The following is a 16,137-nucleotide window of genomic DNA, read 5'->3' on the forward strand; positions in this document are numbered from 1 at the left end:
ATCTGATATTCAGATTTAAGTAATTAATAAATAGTTAGTTATAAGTAATCGTTTTAACGAGTTTTAAAAATCTTCGTCAAAACTTATTTTGTTGTCTTTCTCTTTATCTTTAGACATCACGCCAGCTTTTTGGTATTCGCCAACGCGTTTTTCAAAGAAATTGGTTTTACCTTGAAGGTTGATCATATCCATAAAATCAAATGGATTGGTGGCATTATATTCTTTTTCGCACTCAAGTTCAACAAGTAAGCGGTCTGTTACGAACTCCAAATATTGTGTCATGAGTTTGGCATTCATACCGATTAAGCTCACCGGTAGCGATTCTGTAATGAACTCACGCTCAATATCTAATGCATCGACCAAAATTTCTCTAATGCGTTCTTTAGATACTTTGTTGACAATATGCTCATTGTGTAAATGCACAGCAAAATCACAGTGTACGCCTTCGTCTCTAGAGATCAATTCGTTTGAAAAGGTTAAACCGGGCATTAAACCGCGTTTTTTCAACCAAAAAATCGAGCAAAATGCGCCTGAAAAGAAAATCCCTTCTACAGCAGCAAAGGCAATCAAACGTTCAGCAAAACTTGGACTTTCTATCCATTTTAATGCCCAATCTGCTTTTTTCTTAATGGCGGGAAAGTTTTCAATAGCTTTAAATAGTTTATCCTTTTCTGCTTCATCTTTGACGTACGTATCTATCAGTAAAGAGTAGGTTTCTGAATGGATGTTTTCCATCATAATCTGGAAACCGTAGAAAAATTTAGCTTCTGTATATTGGACTTCATTGACAAAATTTTCGGCTAGGTTTTCATTTACTATTCCGTCAGATGCCGCAAAAAAAGCTAAAATATGTTTGATAAAATATTGTTCATCGGCATTGAGTTTATTTTGCCAGTCTGAAATATCTTGGTGCAAATCGATTTCCTCTGCCGTCCAAAAACTAGCTTCACATTTTTTATACCATTCCCAAATATCGTGGTGTTTGATAGGAAATACTACAAATCGGTCTTTGTTCTCTTGCAAAATCGGTTCTACTTGCGCCATGATTAATGTGTTTTAAATGTTAAATTTGATTATTTCAGCACCAACAAATATCTAAAATAAATCCAGTTTTATCTTTACAGCAATGTTTAGGTTTTCAACAAGTTTTCAACATTTATCTAAGTTAACTGATTGTTAAGTAGTTATTTAACGTATTGTTTGTCAATTACTTAAATTTTTTCGTATTAAATTTCGCCCATTTTTAAAGGGCTTGAAGAGTGGTAAGTATTTTGAAAAATAAATTATGAAATTTGTTTTTTTAACACTTCTATACTTTCTTTTAGATTTGTTAAAGGAATAGAGCAAGTTTTATTCTGGCAAATAAATATTTGATCTCTTTTTGGATTAATTTTATGTTCAAGTAGAGGAATATTTTCTGATATTCCTCCGCAAAAATTGCATATTGGCCAATAATGCTTTTGGAGTTTTTGGGTATTACTTAGCGCATTTGGTCCTGTTATTGCGACATCAATTTGACCTTTTAAAACAGCGATATTTAACTTGTGCCAGTTAGCAAAATACAAACTGTATTTTTTATAAAGCGGCCTAACTTTTTGCAACATGTTTTTAGTTCTAACAATATGGTTTTCAATAGAAAATAGGTGGCCAAGTCGCCATAGGTTTTCTGCCATAACAGCATTTGAAGACGGAATGACATTATCACTAAATTCAATTTTTCTAGCAATGAGTTTTGTGGACTTTTCTGTATAATAAAATAGGTCTTGTTGTTCGTTATAAAAGTTGTCTAAAGTATACTGCATTAAATGTTCTGCAATTTCTAAATATTTCACTTGAAAAGTATTTTCATAAGTTAGAATCATGGCTTCTATAACAAATGCATAATCATCTAAAAAACCGTCTAAATCAGGCTTATCCATTATTCGCCTAACAGAATAATCCTCATTAATGCTGTTATTGATAAGACTATCTACTAACTCTAAAGCTATATTTTTATACTCTTTATTTAAAAATGCTTGATAAGCTTTTATTAAACCTTTTACCAACATAGCGTTATGGGCAGTTATAAGTTTATTATCTATTCCTGGTTTCTGACGTTTATCTCTAGTAGTTTTTAGTTTATTTTTAATTCTAGATAAGTAATTTTGCGTTTCCTCTAAGCTTATTTGAAATTTATCTGCTAAGGGTTCTAATGCTAAATTTTGGGACAATATATTTCTTCCATTTTCCCAGTTTCCATTAGACCTTAAGCCAAAAAAAGCAGTGGTTAGTTCAAACTCCTCTGCACTTAAAATTGCTTTTAATTCCTTTGATGTCCAAGTGTAAAACAAACCTTCTTCACCTTCGGAGTCTGCATCGAGCGCTGAGTAATATCCTAAGTTTTTGTGCTTCAGCTCTGTGTTTAAAAAATTAATGGTTTCTTCTATACATTTTTTGTAGGCGTTGTTTTGTGTGATTTTATAAACATCAGCATATAGGCTTAGCAATTGAGCATTGTCGTAAAGCATTTTTTCAAAATGTGGTGCAAACCAATACCCATCTACACTATAACGTGAAAACCCGCCACCAACCCAATCGTAAATACCACCATGCAACATTTTATCTAGTGTGATCTCAACGGCTTGTAGCGCTTTTTCATCTTTGTACAATGCATAATATTCTAACAAACTTTCCCAAACCACAGGCATAGGGAATTTAGGAGCTTTGTCTATACCTCCATTGTCAAAATCAATATGTTTATACCAAGATTTGTAGGACGCTATGAGTTCACTTTCAGAAAAGTTAGAATTTTGATTTTCTGACTCAAAAATATCAACACTATTAATCCCGTCCGTTAATCGTTTTGCAGTGTTTATTAATGTTTCAGGTTGTTCTTTATAGGCTTGTGCAATGTTTTCTAAGATTTTGATCCAATTGTCTTTGGGAAAATAGGTCCCGGCGTAAAAAGGTTTGCCGTCAGGTAAGGCAAAAGCATTGAGTGGCCATCCGCCACGACCGGTTAAGATTTGAGCCGCATCCATGTAGATTTGATCGATATCGGGACGTTCCTCACGGTCTATTTTGATGTTGATAAAATGTTTGTTCATCAAACCTGCTACTTCTTTGTCTTCAAAACATTCGTGTGCCATGACGTGACACCAATGGCAAGCGGAGTATCCAATACTAATGAGCAAACACTTGTTTTCTGCTTTGGCTTTTTCCAAAACTTCATCACTCCATTCTTGCCAGTGCACAGGATTATCTTTGTGCTGAAGTAAATACGGGCTAGCTGATTGTGATAGGTTGTTTTTGAGCATTGCGCAATTTTTTTACCTACAAAATTAATGAAAGCTTTATGAATTCGAATCGATATTAAGATACTGTTGATGCTATTGTTCTTAATATTTATTTTATTCAAAATTGTATTATTTCACGCAAAGCCGCGAAGGCACAAAGTGTTTCTTGTGGATAGTTTCACGCAGAGCACACAAAGATTTTCACGCAAAGAAAACATAAAGCCTTAATGCCTCTTAATGTCTTAATGATTTATAACCTTCACGCAGCGGTGCAAAGATGTTTTCTCTCTCGTAGATACTTGACTGAATTTTGTCTCTATGGTTTTTGTCGATTCTATGGTTTCTGTTGATGCTATTGTAAATATTGATTCTGTTGTTACAATAGATAAGATACTATTGATACTATTGTTTCTATTGTCAATATTAAATTTTCAAATCCTCACATTATTAAATCTTCAAATTAGTATCATGAATAGCCCGCTTTCGAGACTTTCAGCATTAATACCTCAACAACTCCTCAATCTTCACCTTCACTTTTTCAGTGCTCGGAATCATTGTTTCTTCTAAAGTTGAATTTAAAGGTATTGCCGGCATATTTTCAGACCCAATCGTCATAACAGGTGCATCGAGGTGTTGAAAACAGTTTTCCTGAAGTTTGCCACCTAAAGCTCTGGCGGATGTGTTGTCTATAAATGGCTTTCAAAATCCATATTTTTTTGAAGAATTCTAACTATAAAAATGTAATCTTCTTCTTCAGTGAAAAAAACAACATGAGACTTATAATTATATTTATACAATCCATATATGATGTGAAAATATGGTCGCCATAATTCTCTATAAAATTTCAGTTTATTGGAAATGTTATGTAAGCCGACTAGATAAGACTTCGCAATAGTAATCCCAAAGTTATTTATGCCATATCTATATATATCAGAGATATCAGCATCAGCTTTTGTAGATAACTTATACTGCCTCATTTTGATTAACCAATATGGTTAATTTCATCCATAATGTCTAGGATAGAATGATTGCTAACACCACTTTGTAAACCTTCATGTATAGCTTTTTCCAGCTGTTTTTGCTTAAGGTAATTTTTTTGATCGTTTCGAATTAAATCTCTAATATACTCACTTTCGTTTGTGTATAATCCCTTTTGGAGTTGGTGTTTTATCCAATCTTCTTGCTGAGTTGTAAATGTTATGGATTTTCTAATTGTTGCCATTGCATCATTATTATGATTATTGGTGCAATATAATTAATTTTTAGATGCAATTAAAACTTAATACTTTAAAACCTCCTCAATCTTATCCTTCACTTTCTCCATACTCGGTATCATGGTTTCTTCTAAAGTTGAATTTAAAGGTATTGCCGGCATATTTTCAGACCCAATCGTCATAACAGGTGCATCGAGGTGTTGAAAACAGTTTTCCTGAATTTTGCCGCTTAAAGCTCTGGCAAAGCTATTGTCAGACGGTTCTTCAGTGACCACTAAGCATTTCTTGCACTTTTTGACTGATTTATAGATCGTATCTTCGTCTAATGGTGAAAGCATTCTTAAGTCTATAATTTCTATTTGATTTTTAAAGCCGAGCTCAGCGGAGGCGTTAACCGCCCAATGTACACCCATACCGTAAGTAATTATGCTGACAGTTTCTTGGTTATCCTGTGGCCAAATTTCTTGCAAAACCCAAGCTTTGCCAAAGGGTAAAATATAATCTTTGTCAGGTTCAACACTTGTTGCGCCTTTTGTGCCAGGCACTTTACTCCAGTATAAACCTTTATGTTCAAAAATGACTACTGGGTTGGGTTCGTGATAAGCTGCTTTCATCAAGCCTTTTAAATCAGCGCCATTACTTGGATAGGCAATTTTAAGTCCACGGATGTTCGTGACAACACTTTCTACAGAAGACGAGTGATATGGACCACCGCTACCATAAGCCCCAATCGGGACACGCAAAATCATAGAGACTGGCCATTTACCATTAGATAAGTAACAACTGCGGCTCACTTCGGTAAACAACTGATTTAACCCCGGCCAAATATAATCTGCAAATTGAACTTCAACAATAGGTTTTAAGCCTACTGCAGACATCCCAACTGTTGAGCCAACGATAAATGCTTCTTGAATAGGAGTATTAAATACGCGATGATCACCAAATTTTTGGGCTAAGGTTGCCGCTTCCCGAAACACACCACCTAGTCGACCTCCAACATCTTGTCCATACAATAAACATTCAGGGTGCTCTTCCATCAATTCTTCAATAGCAAACAAAGCACAATCGACCATCACCACTTTTTCTGCATTTTTTGGTGAGCGTTCGCCAACTTCTTCTGTTATGGTTGTTGGGGCAAAATCGTGTGTAAATAAGTCTTCGGGCTTGGGATCTTCAGCCGCTAAAGCTTTGTCGTAGTCCGATTTGACTTTGGTTTTAATTTCATCTTCGATTGCATCAAGCTCTTTTTTAGAAAACCCCTTGTTCTTCATCAATTCCACAAACTTGGGATACGGATCTCTTGCTTTTGATTTATCTAAATCATCGCGATAAAATTCCATTCTCACGCCAGAAGTGTGGTGATTTAGTAGCGGACATTTGGCATGTAATAAAAAGGGGCGACGTTCTTGTCTTACGGTTTTTAAAATCTTTTCAAAAGTTTGATGAGACTCAATAAAATCCGTTCCGTCTATACTTACGGCTTCTATGCCTTTAAACCCTTGAGCAAATTCAAAAGCATTTTGAGCACGGGTTTCTTCTGCGTTGGCTGAAATATCCCAATCATTATCTTGGATTAAGTAAATGATCGGTAATTGCTTTAAAGCAGCCATTTGTAAAGCTTCTGACACTTCTCCTTCTGTAACAGAAGCATCACCAAGAGAGCAAACGACAACCGCTTGATTTGTGTCTTCATCTAACTTTTCTTTATACCAAAATCCCATGGCTGCTCCGGTTGAAGGAATGGCCTGCATACCAGTTGCTGAACTTTGGTGTGGAATTTTAGGCTTGTCATCATCACGTAAACTGGGATGCGAGTAATAGGTTCGACCACCGGAAAATGGATCGTCTTTTTTAGCCAAGAGTTGTAACATCAAATCTTGAGGCTGCATGCCAATAGATAGTAACATGGCATCATCCCGATAATAGGGGTAAACATAATCTTGAGGTTGCAGCTGCATTCCGACAGCTGTTTGAATAACTTCATGGCCTCGTGAAGTGGCGTGGACGTATTTGGAGACGACTTTAAAATTGTCTTCGTAAAGTTCAGCCATAGACTTGGCAGTGACTAAGTTTTTAAAGGCTTTTAATAATATTTGTTTATTCATAATTGTAATTTATATCGCGCAAACCTGTCTGCCGACAGGCAGAGGCGCCAAGACGCAAAGTTTTATTCTAAGTGATTTACAATTCGTGTTATACCGTTTTTGATAAGCACTTCATTAAAGTTAATTAATAATCCAAGCTTTAAATTAGTTAATTTTAAATAAGTCAAAACTTGTTTAGGATGGACTTGAGCTAGGTTTTCAACTGATTTTAATTCTATCAATACTTTGTTATTTACAATTAAATCAGCTCTAAAGCCTAATTGTGTTTTATTATTTTTCCAAATTAAAGGAATAGGTTTCTGTCTATCCAGATTAAGCCCGTGTGCCTTTAATTCATAAAACATAACTTCTTCATAAACTGACTCTAAAAGTCCTGGTCCAAGTTCAACATGAATCTGGTAAGCTGTATTTACAATTATTTTTGACAAATCATTTTCATTCATAATATATTTTTTATAACTCTGCGCCTTTCAATGAAGCTAATAATCCTCAGTATAATCCAAATCTGTATTTATTACTATTTTTGAATTTCCATCTTCTATCATATTAAACTCTTTCACATCATCCTTAGCGTCTTTGCGCCTTTGCGTGAGGTTAATTATCCTCCAAATAATCTGCAATACGTCTTAAAAAACTTCCCGCTAAAAAGCCATCCACAATCCTATGGTCAAAAGATAAGGACAAATACATCATTGATCGGATTTCAATTTTGTCTTCATCATCTTCTTCAATAACTTCTGCACGCTTTTTGATGATTCCTGTGGCTAAAATTGCCGCTTCTGGCTGATTGATAATTGGTGTACCCATCAAACTTCCGAAGGTTCCGACATTAGATATTGTGAATGTTCCGCCTTTAGTTTCATCATTGTTTAATTTATTATCTCTTGCCTTTGCTGCAAAACTATTAACTTCTTTTGCTAAAGTTTCTAAATCTTTTTTATCAGTGTTTTTGATGACGGGAACAATCAGATTTCCACTTGGTAAAGCCGTTGCCATACCAATATTGATATGGTCTTTAACGATAATATGGTTGTCACCTAAAGACGAATTAATCTTTGGAAAATCTTGAATGGCTTTGGTTACGGCTTGAATAAATAATGGTGTAAAACTTAATTTTTCACCAGTTTTATTCTGAAATTTCTCTTTATTGTCGTTTCGCCAATTGACCAGATTAGTCATATCAGCTTCTACGTAAGCGGTAACATGAGGCGATACATGTTTGGAATAAACCATGTGATCAGCAATCATTTGGCGCATACGGTCCATTTCAATGCGTTCTCCTTTTCCGAGATCAAATTTTAAATCAGGGAGTTGAAAACCTTGCGGTTGAGAACTTGCGGGTTGTGCAAATTGAGCTGGTCGACCGGCTTTGATGTATTTAAAGATATCAGATTTACGCAATCGGTCATTAGCACCGCTCGCAGGTATTCTAGCTAGCTCTTCGTAGCTTATGTGGTAATCTTTGGCAATTTGTTCGACAAGTGGAGAATAAAAGTTATTATGTCTGTCGGAAGGTGTCCATGTTTGAGGTATCTCTTTAGGTTTTTGGGATGCCTTAGGGGCTTTGGGCAGTTGTTTTGATTGAGTTGGTTTTTCAGTTTGATCTTCTGATGTGCTGGTTCCTTGATCCTTTTTAGGTGACTGTTCTGATGTTTCTTCAAGTGTAGCAATGATCTCCCCAATTTCAACTACATCTTTGGGTTGGTATTTCTTTTCAATTAAAATTCCAGAGAATGGCGCAGGCACTTCATTGTCGACTTTATCTGTTCCAACCTCAACTAAAATATCGCCTTCGTTGAATGTTTCACCCTCATCAACTAACCAGTTGAGAATGGTGCCTTCTGTGATGCTTTCTCCCATTTTGGGGAGTTTGAATTCTACTATTTCTGAGGTGTTTGTGTTATTTTGATTCTCCATGATTTATGTCTCTCGCAAAGACGCTAAGGCGCTAAGCTTTATTAAATTTCATTAATCACTATTGTTATTTTTAAACTCATTTAAAGTCTCATAAAAATTTTCTTGTTTTGGTCGGTTTTTGGGGATTTCTCGCAAAGGTTCAACTTCTTCAAGGCTTTTGTGACAGTCTGTTGGTAACTGTTGATATAGTTTTGTTCCTGCAGTTTTCCAAGCTATCATATCATCTGACACTGATTTGATAATTTTACCAGGATTACCAACAACTAAACTTCTCGGTGGGATATTAGTTTCAGCTTTGATAAAAGTCATAGCTCCAATAATAGACTCCTCACCAATATATACATCGTCCATAATAACAGCATTCATCCCAACCATACAATTACGACCCAGATTTGCACCGTGAATGATTGCTCCATGTCCTACATGCGCACTTGTTTCCAATCGGATGCTTTTGCCCGGAAACATATGAATGGTACAATTTTCCTGAACGTTCACACCGTCTTCCAGAATTATTTCACCCCAGTCGCCACGAATTGCAGCGCCAGGTCCAATGTAACAGTGTTTGCCAATGATGACGTTCCCCGTTACGGTGGCCTGAGGGTGCACAAAACTTGAGGAGTGAATTACTGGAATATGGTTTTTGAATTTGTAGATTGCCATTTTTTAGTAATTAGCTTTTAGTCGTTAGCTATAATTTTTAATTTTTTTCTTAATGAAGTATTCATTTTAGATATTTCACTAATTTGTCTACTTACTTCTTCATTTTCTTCATCTGATATATATCCTCTAAGTCTGGCTTTTGTAGATGCAGATATACACTCATTTGAGCTACCTTGAGATATAATTAGGTGACGATTAAAATTTGCATCTGAGCCTGATGTTCCTTCAGCAATATTAAGTGCTATAGAATCTGAAGCTCTACTGAATTGAGATGAAAGTTTGTAAATTTCATGTTTAGGAAACCGTTCAATTAGCTTATTTATATATTCACCAAGGATTATAGCTTTTTGGTAAATTTTTAAATCTTCAAATTTAAAGTGGTATCTACTTTTCATGATTTATTGTTTTTAAAAACCATTAAAACTAATGGCTAATTACTAAAAGCTAAAGGCTAATTCCTGTAGGAATTTAACTTCTCTTTAGTAAACTTACTCAACACTAATCGACCGCTAATCTCTGCGCGTTTCATGAGCAACTCATCCCAATCTTCAGTACCACGCCAGAACATATGTTTCATGTGTTTAACGGCTTCCGGATTGAAGCTGCATAATTCCTTTGCCAATTTATTGACCGCTTTATCAAGCGCTTCAGTAGTTTCAAAAACATCGGCATAAAGGCCTTTCTGTTTAGCCCAATCTGCACTAAAAAACGTGTTAGCATCTATGGCAATCTGAGACATTCCGCTTACACCAATCTTACGCTCTACCGCTGGGCCTACAACAAATGGCCCGATACCTAAATTGAGCTCACTGAGCTTTATGGATGCATATTGTGTAGCTAAACAATAATCCATAGATGAGGCTAAACCGACACCGCCGCCAACTGTTTTGCCTTGCACCCGACCAATGATGAATTTTGGACAAGTACGAATGGCATTGATAACGTTTGCAAAGCCACTGAAAAAAGCTTTTCCTTGTTTTTCATTTTCGATTGAAACCAGTTCTTTAAAACTGGCTCCAGCACAAAATGTACGGTTCCCACCAGATTTTAGTACAATGACTAAAATTTCATCATTTTGTCCCAATTTAGTAATAATTTCAGCAAGTTTTGACAAAATATTGCTCGGTAATGAATTATGGGCAGGATGAAAAAATTCAATGGTTCCAATATTTTGATTTACTGTATGTTTTACGTAAGGTTCAGTCATATAATTATTTTTTAATTCTCAAACGTTTTCGAAAAATTCAAAACTAATTAATGTTAGTGTGTTGAACAAGTAATTATAAAAACCTTAAACAAAAAAGCCAGTCTAAAAAGACTGACTTAAGAAATTGAAATGCTAAAAAGTATTTTTTAATCAAGATTTTGAAATAAATTCAGAATGACTGGTATTGAACTCTGGAAGGGATTCAAAAAATGGAATCGTTAATTTAAAACATTTCACGGCCTGAAAAATGAAAGCTGCTTTCAATTTGAGCGTTATCATCGCTATCACTACCGTGAATAGCATTAGCGCTGATAGACTCAGCATATTTTTTTCTGATGGTTCCTTCAGCGGCATCCTCAGGATTAGTTGCCCCAATAAGCGCTCTAAAATCTTCCACGGCATTATCTTTTTCTAAAATTGCAGCAACAATTGGTCCACCTGTCATGTAATCTACGAGCTCGCCAAAAAATGGTCGTTCTTTGTGAATGGCATAGAACGTCTGTGCATCTTCAGTAGTCATTTGGGTTTGTTTCATTGCGACAATTCTAAACCCGGCTTCGGTAATTTGGTTTAATATAGCTCCAGTATAGCCTTTTTGGACTGCATCTGGTTTTATCATTGTAAAAGTCCGTTGTCCTGACATAATATATTATTATAAATTTTTTGCAAATGTAAATAAAGCCTCTATTCTTTTTGAAAACTTTGGGTTATTATTTTTACTTTTTAAGCAAAATTGCCCAATCTATGGTTAAATGATATGATTAGAGATATAAATTTTATTAGCTTAGCCAACGTAATTTTATATATGAAGCTTAAGGTTTTTTGTAGTTTTATTCTGTTTACATTTGGATTTATGGGTTGGTCACAAATTAGCTTTTGCCCTGGTAATACAGGAGAGGCAATTTTTGAAGAAGATTTTGGTCAAGGCACAACTAATGGACCACCACTTGGAGCAGATATTACAACTTATACATACGTCAATCAAGCACCACAAGATGGGCAATACACCATTTCTTCAAATTTGATGCAGCTTGATGGTTTTCATGATATAAGTGATAATACTGGTAACACTAATGGTAAAGCTTTGATTGTTAACGCAGATTTTGATGCAGGCTTATTTTTTCAAATTCCTATAGATGGTTTATGCGAAAACAACCCTTATGAATTTTCTGCATTTTTAGTCAATTTGTACAACATCAGTACTAATTTTTGTGCAGGCACAGGTATTCCGGTCAATGTCAGGTTTCAAATTTGGGATGAAACTGATACAACATTATTAGTTGAAGGAAGTACAGGCGATATTCCCGGCACCTCAACGCCTAGTTGGGAACAATATGCTGTGACTTTTGAAACCTTAACAGGTCAAACTTCTGTAATTTTAAAAATGCTGAATAATGGTGACGGTGGTTGTGGAAATGACTTGGCTATCGATGATATTGTATTTAAATCTTGTGGAGATTTAACTGAAATATTTAATGAAAATGACGAGAATAGCATTGAAATTTGTGAAAACGAGAGCCTAGATGAACTTTTTCTTTCTGCAGTACCCGATTTTTCTGTATACGATTCACATTTTTACCAATGGCAACAAAGCGATGACAACGTAAACTGGACAAATATCCCTGGTGAAACTAATGAAACTTTAGAACTCAATAATTTGAACTCAACTCAATTTTTTAGGGTAAAAGTAGCAGAAGACCAGATTAATGTCAATAATAATTTGTGTAATAGTATTTCTAATGTATTTGAAGTCAGTGTTCAAGATTTTATCCCTGCTGAGAGTTTAGGCGATGTTGAAATTTGTGAAGGTGAAAACGCTGTTTTACAAGTACAGAATAATCCAAACATCAGCGTAGATTGGTATGACGCACCAGTTGGTGGCAATTTATTACTCGAAGATAGTTTTAGTTTTGAGCCTGAGAGTGAAGGTACTTTTTACGTTGAAAGTACAACTATCCAGGGTAATTGCATAAATCCTACGCGAACAGCTATTAATTTTACTTTAAACAATACTCCTGAAAATGAATCCGTTAGTATTGAAATATGCCCAAGTGAAAGCACTATTTTAAATGCTGAAATACCAAATGTCACTTTTTCATGGTCAACAGGTGAAACTACTGCACAAATTGAGGTTGATGAAGCTGGTACTTATAGTGTAGAACGCACTACAGACGATGGCTGTTCATCCACTAAAGTATTTGAAGTTTCACTTCTGGAAGAGGCCGTCGTTCAAGACATTAAAAGTGTTGGTCGTGATATTGTTATTCGTTTAGAAAATGAAGGTGACTTTTCATTTGCTCTTGATGGACAAAACTTTCAAACCTCACCGATTTTTGAAAATGTAGCCGGTGGTCTTTACAATATCAGTATCCAAAGTAGTGATTGCGGCATTCAGGTTATAGAGTTTCCACATTTGGAAATTCCTCAGTTTTTTACACCTAACGGTGATGGCTTTAATGATGTTTTTAGAATCCCTGCCGATCGCTTTTTTGGAGAATTTAGTATCTTTATATTCGACCGGTACGGAAAGTTGGTCGCCTCGGGAGAAAGTGCACCTTTTGTCTGGGATGGAACCTATAATGGTCGAGATTTACCATCTCAAGATTATTGGTATCGATTAGAAGTAGATGGACAAACTTTTACGGGTAACTTTACATTGAAACGATGACAATAAAACCATACTGCAACTATTTAATCAGAACTTCTGCTTTATTCCTTATCATAAGCCTAGCTTCTTGCGGGATTTCAAAACGTTTGGCAAAAGAAAATAAAGCACAACAAATCACAACTTATGCGAAAAGCTTTTTAGGAACATCTTACCGTTATGGCGGCACAACATCATCCGGGATGGACTGTTCGGGCTTGGTTTATCGGTCTTTTTACAGACATGGTATTGAATTGTCTCGTACATCAAAAGCCATGTCTAAGCGCGGTAAAAAAACAAAGTTGAGAAAAGTTAAAATTGGCGACTTATTATTTTTTAAAACCTCAAATAAATGGGGTGGCGGCATTAATCATGTGGGGCTTGTTATTAAAGCTGATGGCCGCCATACTAAATTTATTCATTCTACTACTAGTCAGGGCGTTGTTGTGTCAAATCTCAGTCAAAAATACTGGCGAAAAAGTTTTAAATTTGCTAAACGGGTCTTATGATTTAAATTATGCGTTTCCTCAATTTCACCTTAATCAAATTGTGTTTAGGTTATATTGGTGGAATTTATTTAGGCTTTTTATTAAATCTTCAACTCAAAACATTAGTATTTTATGGATTTAGCTTAGTAGCTTTAATGGTTGTTTTTAGATGGCTTTGGAACCAAAAACTCCTTTTTTTATGGTCGTGTATTTTGATTTTTGGGGTTTTAGGAAGCTTAACTACACATGTTCATTTACCTCAAAATAAACCAAACCACTTGGCACATTTAGATCTAAAGAGCCAAGAAGACGTAACTATTCAAGCAGATATTAGCGAAATTTTAAGGTCTAATGCTTATAATCACAAATACTTATTAGATAATTTAAATATTGATAACCAAGCATATCAGGGTAAAGTGTTACTTAATGTTTCTAAAGACTCTGTGAAACACAGTTTAAGTCTTGGGTCTAAAATTATCATGTTGTCAACACTTCAGCCATTTCGTAAGGCTAGGAATCCACAAACTTTTGATTATGCCAAGTTTATGCAAAACCGAGATGTGTTTGCAGTGATATATGAAGATAAATTTGACCTGATAAAAGGAACGGACTTCAATTTATCGACTAACGCTGGACAATGGCGGCTCAATATAATCTCGGCTTTGCAAGATGCTGGCTTTAAAGACAAACATCTAGAACTCATTCAAGCTTTAATTTTAGGTCAAAAACAAGCCATTAATAAAGAGACCTACAATGAATTTGCTGAAGTTGGTGTTGTTCATATTTTGGCGGTTTCAGGTCTGCATGTGGGCATTGTTTTTTTAATTCTCAACTTTCTTTTTTCGCCTGTTTTAAGACTTCAATACGGTAGACTATTTAAAGTCTTGTTGACTATTTTATTCCTTTGGGGATTTGCGGCTCTTGCTGGATTTTCGCCATCGGTCATGCGTGCCGTAACCATGTTTTCTTTTTTAGCCTTAGGACAACTATTTAGGCGAAAAACTAACAGCATCAATATGTTATGCCTATCTGCTGTTGTGCTTTTGATTTATAGACCACAACTATTATTTGAAGTCGGTTTTCAATTGTCTTATGCGGCGGTATTTGCTATAGTTATGCTATATCCTGTATTATCAAAACTCTATCAACCAAAATATAAAATTCCCAAAATATTTTGGGACACGGCTTATGTCAGTTTAGCAGCGCAAATTGGGGTTTTACCCTTTCAACTGTATTATTTTCATCAATTTCCGGGGTTGTTTTTATTAGGAAATCTCGTCATTATTCCATTTTTAGGTGTATTGATAAGTGGCGGTCTATTTTGTATGGTTTTGGCTTTATTAGATATTTTGATTTTTCCATTTGTAAAAACCTATTCTTTTTTATTAGACCTATTAGTAGGTTATGTGGATTGGCTTTCACAATTCAAAGAATTTGTATTTCAAGAAATTTTCTTTACCAAACCTATGTTTTTAGGCATTTTACTTTTAGTACTGAGTTTTATGTTTATGATGAGAGAATATAAAAAATCTTACATTGTAGTTTTTTCGTTTTCACTTTTAGCATTTGTATTGGTCAGTATTTCTGAGATTGCCGAAATAGACAAGCAATCTGAATTCATTATCTTTCATAAAAATCGGCAAAGCCTTATTGGTATCAAGCAAGGCCGACAACTACAAATATTTTCTGATAAAACCGATAATCTTACTGACACTTATTTGTTAAGTAATTATCAACTGATAAATCGAATAGACCTCACTGAAATTCATACTTTAAAGAATAGTTTTAAATTTAATAATCAAATTTTGACAGTAATTGATAGTTCGGGTATTTATTTAGAAGAAGTCAATCCTGATGTATTGATTTTAAGTCAGTCGCCAGATATTCATTTAGAAAAACTCATCAAAACAATTCAACCCAAACGTATAGTTGCTGATGGCAATAATTATAAAAGCTATGTTGAACGATGGCGACAAACAGCTCAAAAATACAACATAGCTTTTCATTCAACTTATGAAGAAGGGTATTTTAATTTACCTTAAACTCAGGTTCAAATTCCGCTTGATACTCTTGCCAAGCTTCAGCTGTAGTCACAGCTTTATAATCGTCACTGGCAATCATTTTTAAATATATTTCTAGATCTTCTGCAGATTTATAACCTTTTACAGGAGATATGATATTACCTTTTTCATCAAAAAACACAATAGCGGGATAAGACGTAATCTGTAAAGCATCAGCAAAAAAGTGCTGGTAATTGCGTCCTTTTCGGTTAGGGTCATAATTGGGATTGGTGTATTCAAAATCTTTGTAATTCACTGTTTCTGTACCTTCACCATTAAAGTTGACAGCGTAAAAATGTTTGTTGACATATTTTATCAAATCCTTATTGACAAAGGTATTTTCATTCATCTTATGACAGTAGCCACACCATTCGGTATAAACAAAAAGTAGAATTTTTTTGGGGTTATCGTCTTGTTTCTCAAGCGCTTCATTCATCGTCATCCACTCAATTTGTTGAGCAGAAATTCCAAAATTTACTAATAAAAAAACGCTAAAAACTATAGTTTTAAACATGAACCTTTTGAAAGTATAACGACAAATTTACAAAATGATTGTTTCACAATATA

At 34.9% G+C, this 16,137-nt stretch carries 15 protein-coding genes and 1 pseudogene; 3 read left to right on the forward strand and 13 right to left on the reverse strand.

Features of this window, described 5'->3' with window-relative positions:
- Positions 1–63: 63 nt before the first annotated feature.
- The 12 genes and pseudogenes from FCN74_RS00480 to FCN74_RS00530 all read right to left on the reverse strand — a co-directional run bounded on the left by FCN74_RS00480 (position 64) and on the right by FCN74_RS00530 (position 11,021).
- Positions 64–1,044 (reverse strand): ribonucleotide-diphosphate reductase subunit beta, encoded by a 981-nt coding sequence (locus tag FCN74_RS00480; RefSeq protein ID WP_138930639.1) that lies wholly within the window; start codon positions 1,042–1,044, stop codon positions 64–66.
- A 239-nt stretch (positions 1,045–1,283) separates the two neighbouring features.
- On the reverse strand, positions 1,284–3,296 hold the full coding sequence (locus FCN74_RS00485; protein WP_138930640.1) for a thioredoxin domain-containing protein: 2,013 nt from the start codon (positions 3,294–3,296) through the stop codon (positions 1,284–1,286).
- Positions 3,297–3,773: 477 nt separating this feature from the next.
- Positions 3,774–3,962, reverse strand: a pseudogene (locus FCN74_RS12380) (hypothetical protein); the annotation flags it as partial.
- A complete protein-coding gene (locus tag FCN74_RS00490) occupies positions 3,962–4,252 on the reverse strand; it encodes a type II toxin-antitoxin system RelE/ParE family toxin (protein ID WP_138930641.1) in 291 nt (96 codons plus the stop codon). The gene FCN74_RS00490 and the pseudogene FCN74_RS12380, both read right to left, overlap by 1 nt.
- Before the next feature lie 5 nt (positions 4,253–4,257).
- Complete coding sequence (locus FCN74_RS00495) at positions 4,258–4,497, reverse strand: type II toxin-antitoxin system ParD family antitoxin (protein WP_138930642.1); 240 nt, start codon at positions 4,495–4,497, stop codon at positions 4,258–4,260.
- 57 nt (positions 4,498–4,554) lie between these two features.
- Positions 4,555–6,594: an alpha-ketoacid dehydrogenase subunit alpha/beta gene (locus FCN74_RS00500; protein WP_138930643.1), complete on the reverse strand. Its 2,040-nt coding sequence runs from the start codon at positions 6,592–6,594 to the stop codon at positions 4,555–4,557.
- A 62-nt stretch (positions 6,595–6,656) separates the two neighbouring features.
- Positions 6,657–7,037 carry a GxxExxY protein gene (locus FCN74_RS00505; RefSeq protein ID WP_138930644.1) on the reverse strand — a complete coding sequence of 127 codons (381 nt, stop codon included), beginning with the start codon at positions 7,035–7,037 and terminating at the stop codon, positions 6,657–6,659.
- A 151-nt stretch (positions 7,038–7,188) separates the two neighbouring features.
- A complete protein-coding gene (locus FCN74_RS00510; RefSeq protein ID WP_138930645.1) occupies positions 7,189–8,511 on the reverse strand; it encodes a dihydrolipoamide acetyltransferase family protein in 1,323 nt (440 codons plus the stop codon).
- Between the two features lie 51 nt (positions 8,512–8,562).
- Positions 8,563–9,171 carry an acyltransferase gene (locus FCN74_RS00515; RefSeq protein WP_138930646.1) on the reverse strand — a complete coding sequence of 203 codons (609 nt, stop codon included), beginning with the start codon at positions 9,169–9,171 and terminating at the stop codon, positions 8,563–8,565.
- A gap of 17 nt (positions 9,172–9,188) precedes the next feature.
- Positions 9,189–9,566, reverse strand: coding sequence for a four helix bundle protein (locus FCN74_RS00520; protein WP_138930647.1), 378 nt, complete (start codon positions 9,564–9,566; stop codon positions 9,189–9,191).
- A 56-nt stretch (positions 9,567–9,622) separates the two neighbouring features.
- Positions 9,623–10,378: an enoyl-CoA hydratase/isomerase family protein gene (locus FCN74_RS00525; protein WP_138930648.1), complete on the reverse strand. Its 756-nt coding sequence runs from the start codon at positions 10,376–10,378 to the stop codon at positions 9,623–9,625.
- A 223-nt stretch (positions 10,379–10,601) separates the two neighbouring features.
- Complete coding sequence (locus tag FCN74_RS00530; protein WP_138930649.1) at positions 10,602–11,021, reverse strand: nucleoside-diphosphate kinase; 420 nt, start codon at positions 11,019–11,021, stop codon at positions 10,602–10,604.
- A gap of 162 nt (positions 11,022–11,183) precedes the next feature.
- On the opposite strand from FCN74_RS00530, the gene FCN74_RS00535 reads away from it, so the two are divergent.
- The 3 genes from FCN74_RS00535 to FCN74_RS00545 are packed head-to-tail and all read left to right on the forward strand — an operon-like array spanning position 11,184 to position 15,552.
- Complete coding sequence (locus FCN74_RS00535; protein WP_212751750.1) at positions 11,184–13,046, forward strand: T9SS type B sorting domain-containing protein; 1,863 nt, start codon at positions 11,184–11,186, stop codon at positions 13,044–13,046.
- Positions 13,043–13,531 carry a C40 family peptidase gene (locus tag FCN74_RS00540; RefSeq protein ID WP_138930651.1) on the forward strand — a complete coding sequence of 163 codons (489 nt, stop codon included), beginning with the start codon at positions 13,043–13,045 and terminating at the stop codon, positions 13,529–13,531. Before FCN74_RS00535 ends, FCN74_RS00540 begins: the two co-directional genes overlap by 4 nt.
- Before the next feature lie 8 nt (positions 13,532–13,539).
- Positions 13,540–15,552 carry a ComEC/Rec2 family competence protein gene (locus tag FCN74_RS00545; RefSeq protein ID WP_138930652.1) on the forward strand — a complete coding sequence of 671 codons (2,013 nt, stop codon included), beginning with the start codon at positions 13,540–13,542 and terminating at the stop codon, positions 15,550–15,552.
- Here FCN74_RS00545 and FCN74_RS00550 read toward each other — a convergent pair.
- The gene (locus tag FCN74_RS00550; protein ID WP_138930653.1) at positions 15,539–16,084 is read right to left on the reverse strand and encodes a thioredoxin family protein; all 546 of its coding nucleotides are present in this window, start codon (positions 16,082–16,084) and stop codon (positions 15,539–15,541) included. The genes FCN74_RS00545 and FCN74_RS00550 overlap by 14 nt on opposite strands.
- Between the last annotated feature and the right edge of the window lie 53 nt (positions 16,085–16,137).

Source organism: Mesohalobacter halotolerans (assembly GCF_006120725.1).
In the GTDB taxonomy this organism is placed as follows: domain Bacteria; phylum Bacteroidota; class Bacteroidia; order Flavobacteriales; family Flavobacteriaceae; genus Psychroflexus; species Psychroflexus halotolerans.